Genomic DNA, 1,583 nt, shown 5'->3' on the forward strand with positions numbered 1-1,583 from the left:
GCACGCGGTGCACGCCGGATTCGAATTTCAGATGCGCAAAGACGCCCTTGCCCGACACCGTGGCGATGATTTCCTTGTAGCCGCCGGCATCGCCATCACTGGCCGAGGCGGTCTCGAAACGCCAGCCGCGTTCGGCGGCGTAGCGTTCGTACATGCGAAACAGGTCGCCGGCGAAGAGCGCGGCCTCATCGCCGCCGGTGCCGGCGCGGATTTCGAGAATGGCGTTCTTGTCGTCGGCGGCATCCCTGGGCAACAGCAGGATCTGAATGTCCTTCTGCAGCGCCTCGATGCGGTCCTCGACCCCTGGCAGCTCGGCCTCGGCCAGCGCCCGCATCTCGGCGTCAGTGCCCTTGTCGGCAAGCATGGCCTCGAGGTCGGCCTGTTCATGCTCGGCCGCGCGCAGCGCCCTGACCTTGGCCACCATGTCCTGGATTTCGGCATATTCGGATGCCATACGCACATAGGCGTCCGGGGCCGGGCCAGCCGACATCTGCGCTTCGAGCATCTCGAAACGCTTGACGACTTGATCCATACGATCGCGGGGCAAATTGACCATGATGAGGCTGCTATAACGGGATCGAACGGTCGTCGGCAAAGGCCTGCAGCAGCGCCCGCATCGGCAGGCCCTGTGCCGGAGCCATCAGATTGTCGTCGAAAAACGCCTTCAACTCGTCCAACGGCAGTTCCGTCAGCATCGCCTTGACCGGCCCGATCGAGGCCGGCGACATCGAGATCGAGCGGAAACCGAGTCCGATCAACGCCATCGCCGAGATCGGCTTGCCGGCGAGTTCGCCGCACAGCGTCACCGGCGTGTGATTGCGGACGCCGGCATCGGCGATCTGCTTGAGGACGCGCAAGAAGGGTGCCGACAGCGTGTCGAAGCGGTTGGCCAGTTGCGTGTTGCCGCGGTCGACGGCCATGACGAACTGGAACAAATCGTTCGAACCGACCGAGACGAAATCGACCGCCTTCATCAATTCGTCGAGCTGGAACAGCAGCGACGGCACTTCAAGCATCGCCCCCAGCTTCAGGCTGGTCGGCAAATGATGGGCAAAGCGCGACAAGTGCCGCACCTCGCGGTCGATGATCTCGCGCGCCTGGGTGATCTCGCCGAGCTCGGTCACCATCGGCAGCATCAGCTTCAATTCGCGGCCGCCGCTGGCCTTGAGCAAAGCGCGGATCTGGGTGCGCAGCAGGCCCGGCCGGTCGAGCGTCAGGCGGATCGCCCGCCAGCCAAGCGCCGGGTTCTCTTCCTGGATCGCGCCCTTGAAATAGGGCAGCACCTTGTCGCCGCCAATGTCGATGGTGCGGAAGGTGACGGGCTTGCCGCGCGCCGCTTCGAGCACGTCGCGGTAGAGCTTTTCCTGGGCCTCGGCCCGGGGAAAGGTGGAAGCGACCATGAATTGCAATTCGGTGCGGAACAGACCGATGCCGGCCGCACCCGCTTCGGCAAGCTGCGGCAGGTCGACGGCAAGACCGGCATTCATCAGCAAATCGACCTGGACACCATCCCTGGTCGTCGACGGCTTTTTGCGCAGTTCGCGGTAGACCTCTTGCCGGCGCGCCCTGAAACGCCCTTTTTC

General features: G+C 64.2%; 2 protein-coding genes. Both read right to left on the minus strand.

Annotated features, from left to right (window positions below; all coding sequences use genetic code 11):
* On the minus strand, window positions 1-556 hold a 556-nt coding region (locus EN991_RS35480), incomplete at its 3' end, for a PCRF domain-containing protein (RefSeq protein WP_127370472.1).
* A gap of 10 nt (window positions 557-566) precedes the next feature.
* Window positions 567-1,583 (minus strand): putative PEP-binding protein (locus tag EN991_RS35485; protein WP_348630520.1); only part of this gene is annotated, 1,017 nt, incomplete at its 5' end.

Origin of the sequence: Mesorhizobium sp. M7A.F.Ca.US.005.03.2.1 (genome assembly GCF_003997795.1) — a bacterium.
Taxonomy (GTDB): domain Bacteria; phylum Pseudomonadota; class Alphaproteobacteria; order Rhizobiales; family Rhizobiaceae; genus Mesorhizobium; species Mesorhizobium ciceri.